The sequence below is a fragment of the Kribbella sp. genome (genome assembly GCF_035687465.1).
Taxonomy (GTDB): Bacteria; Actinomycetota; Actinomycetes; order Propionibacteriales; family Kribbellaceae; genus Kribbella.
Genome location: NZ_DASRXP010000378.1, coordinates 1 through 3259, shown reverse-complemented (window position 1 = coordinate 3259; position 3259 = coordinate 1). Strand labels below are relative to the sequence as shown.

The window sequence follows — 3259 nt, the reverse complement described above, 5'->3', positions numbered from 1 at the left end:
GGCGGGGCCTACCGCCACAATAGGACGGGACGACAAGAGGAGTGGCGCCACGATGGACAATACGACCGGGGATCAAACGGTGACGTACGAGAGCGAAGAAGCTCACGCAGGCGGCCTGCACGGCAGCACTCCGGCGGCCTGGACCGCCGTGGCGATCGTGCTGGTCGGGTTCACCGTCGGCGCCATCGCGATGGTGATGGGACCGAACTGGCTGTTGTTCTGGATCTCGGCCGGGATCGCCGTGGCGGGCGGGCTGGTCGGCAAGGTGATGCAACTGCTCGGCTTCGGTGCACGGTCCAGCGACCACCACTGACGGACGGACACCACATGACTGTGCTTGACGACATCATCGCCGGGGTTCGGGAAGACCTTGCGGAGCGCCAGACGCGGATCAGCCTGGACGATCTGAAGCAGGAGGCCCAGCGCAAGCCCGACGCCAAGGACCCGATGCCGGTGTTCCGCGGTGACGGGATCGGGATCATCGCCGAGGTGAAGCGCTCCAGCCCGTCCAAGGGTGCGCTGGCCGACATCGCCGACCCGGCGGCACTCGCCTCGGAGTACGAGCTGGGTGGGGCCGCGGCGATCAGCGTGCTGACCGAGAAGCGGCGCTTCGGCGGCAGCCTCGAGGACCTGCGCGAGGTGCGCGGCCGGGTCGACGTTCCCGTGCTGCGCAAGGACTTCATCGTGTCCTCGTACCAGCTCTGGGAGGCCCGCGCGGCCGGTGCCGACATGGTGCTGCTGATCGTGGCCGCGCTCGAGCAGGAGGCGCTGGTCTCGCTGATCGAGCGGGCGCACTCGATCGGGCTCTGCCCGCTGGTCGAGGTGCACGACAAGGAGGAGACCCTGCGTGCGGTGGACGCGGGGGCCCAGCTGATCGGCGTGAACAACCGGAACCTCAAGACGCTCGAGGTGGACCGGGACACCTTCGCCCGGATCGCGCCGGTGATCCCGACCAACCTGGTCCGGGTGGCGGAGTCGGGGGTCCGTGGCCCGCATGATGTAATCGAGTTCGCGCGCGCCGGGGCCGATGTCGTCCTCGTCGGTGAAACCCTGGTGACCGGCCGCGATCCCCGCGCCTCGGTCGCCGATCTCGTCGCTGCGGGATCGCACCCCGCCATCCAGCAGCGTCACTGAACGCCCCCGCCTCCTCGCATCCTTCGGTCCCACTTCGCCCTTACCGGGAGAGGTCGGCGACAAAGTCCACGTCTCCCGGTAAGGGCGAAGTGGGACCGAAGGATGCGAGAGCGGGAGGGGCTGGCGGAGGATGGGAATTATGACTGCTGTGCTGCCTGATCAGCTGGGGCATTTCGGCCGCTTCGGCGGCAGGTTCATGCCGGAGGCGCTGATCGCGCCGCTCGACGAACTCACCCGGGCGTGGCAGGAGGCGATGGCCGACAAGGCCTTCACCGACGAGTTCGAGCGGATGCTGCGCGAGTACGCCGGGACGCCGAGCCTGCTGTACGACGCGACCCGGCTGTCCGACCTCCTCGGTGCCCGGATCCTGCTGAAGCGTGAGGACCTCAACCACACCGGCGCGCACAAGATCCGCAACGTGCTCGGCCAGGCCCTGCTGACCAAGCGGATGGGCAAGACCCGCGTGATCGCCGAGACCGGCGCCGGCCAGCACGGGGTCGCCACGGCGACGGCGTGCGCCTACCTGGATCTCGAGTGCGTCGTCTACATGGGCGAGGTCGACACCGAGCGGCAAGCCCTGAACGTGGCCCGGATGGAGTTGCTCGGCGCCACGGTGATCCCGGTCAAGACCGGCAGCCGGACGCTGAAGGACGCGATCAACGAGGCACTGCGCGACTGGGTCGCCAGCGTCGACAACACCCACTACCTGCTCGGTACTGCGGCCGGCGGCCACCCGTTCCCGGCGATGGTGCGCGACTTCGTCCGCGGCATCGGCGACGAGGCCCGGGCCCAGTCGCTCGAACTGCTTGGCCGGCTCCCCGACGCCGCCGTCGCCTGTGTCGGCGGCGGGTCGAACGCGATCGGCCTGTTCGCCGCGTTCGTGCCGGACCCCGAGGTGAAGCTGTACGGCATCGAGGCCGGTGGTGACGGCTACGAGACCGGCCGGCACGCGGCGACGATCACCGCGGGCCAGATCGGCGTGCTGCACGGCGCCCGGTCCTACCTGCTGCAGGACGAGGACGGTCAGACGATCGAGTCGCACTCGATCTCGGCCGGACTGGACTACCCGGGCGTCGGCCCGGAGCACGCCTGGCTCGCGGAGACCGGCCGGGCGTCGTACCGGCCGGTGACGGACGCGGCGGCGATGGAGTCGCTGCGGCTGCTGGCCCGGACCGAGGGCATCATCCCGGCGATCGAGTCGGCGCACGCGATCGCCGGCACGATCGAGATCGCCAAGGAACTGGGGCCGGAGGCAATCATCCTGGTGAACCTGTCCGGTCGCGGCGACAAGGACATGGACACCGCCGGCAAGTGGTTCGGCCTGATCGATGCGGAAGGCAACCTATGAGCGAGCTGGGTCACGCCGGGACCGCGATCCGGAAGGCGAACGCGGGCGGCCGGGCCGCCCTGGTCGGTTACCTGCCGGCCGGCTACCCGACGATCGACGGCGCGGTCGACGCGCTCAAGGCGATGGTCGACGGCGGCGTCGACGTGATCGAGCTCGGCCTGCCGTACAGCGACCCGGTGATGGACGGCGTCACCATCCAGCGGGCCGCCGAGATCGCGCTCGCCGGCGGTCTCCGCACCCGCGACGTCCTCAGCACCGTCGAGAAGCTCGCCTCGTACTCCGAGGTGCCGGTGCTGGTGATGACGTACTGGAACCCGATCGAGCGGTACGGCGTGGACCGGTTCGGCGCGGATCTCGCGGCCGCCGGGGGAGCCGGGCTGATCACGCCCGACCTGATCCCCGAGGAAGCGGCCGAGTGGATCGCGGCGGCGGACAAGAACGAGCTGGACAAGGTGTTCCTGGTTTCGCCGTCCTCCACCGACGACCGGATCGCGCTGACCACGGCGAACTGCCGGGGCTTCGTCTACGCGACCGCGGTGATGGGCGTGACCGGGACCAGGGAGCAGACGTCGGACCTGGCCCCACCACTGGTGGCCCGGACGAAGGCGGCCACTCCGATCCCGGTCGGGGTCGGGCTCGGGATCTCCAATGCGGACCAGGCGGCGAGCGTCGCGGCGTACGCGGATGCCGTGATCGTCGGCGCGGCGTTCGTGAAGGCGCTCAGCGCGGGCGGCGCGGCCGGAGTACGGGAGCTGACGGAAAGTCTGGCTGAAGGTG

At 70.1% G+C, this 3259-nt stretch carries 4 protein-coding genes; all 4 read left to right on the top strand.

Annotated elements, in window-relative coordinates; genetic code table 11:
• Positions 1–313 (top strand): HGxxPAAW family protein (locus VFG33_RS19825; RefSeq protein ID WP_325054398.1); only part of this gene is annotated, 313 nt, incomplete at its 5' end.
• Positions 314–327: 14 nt separating this feature from the next.
• Positions 328–1134 (top strand): indole-3-glycerol phosphate synthase TrpC, encoded by an 807-nt coding sequence (trpC, locus tag VFG33_RS19820; protein WP_325054397.1) that lies wholly within the window; start codon positions 328–330, stop codon positions 1132–1134.
• A gap of 136 nt (positions 1135–1270) precedes the next feature.
• Positions 1271–2482: a tryptophan synthase subunit beta gene (gene trpB / locus VFG33_RS19815; protein ID WP_524538137.1), complete on the top strand. Its 1212-nt coding sequence runs from the start codon at positions 1271–1273 to the stop codon at positions 2480–2482.
• A partial coding sequence (gene trpA, locus VFG33_RS19810; protein ID WP_325054395.1) for a tryptophan synthase subunit alpha occupies positions 2479–3259 on the top strand: 781 nt, incomplete at its 3' end. The genes trpB and trpA, both read left to right, overlap by 4 nt.

Coding starts and splice junctions, on each gene's coding strand:
- trpC (WP_325054397.1), top strand. CDS start 328: ATGACTGTGCTTGACGACATCATCGCCGGGGTTCGGGAAGACCTTGCG.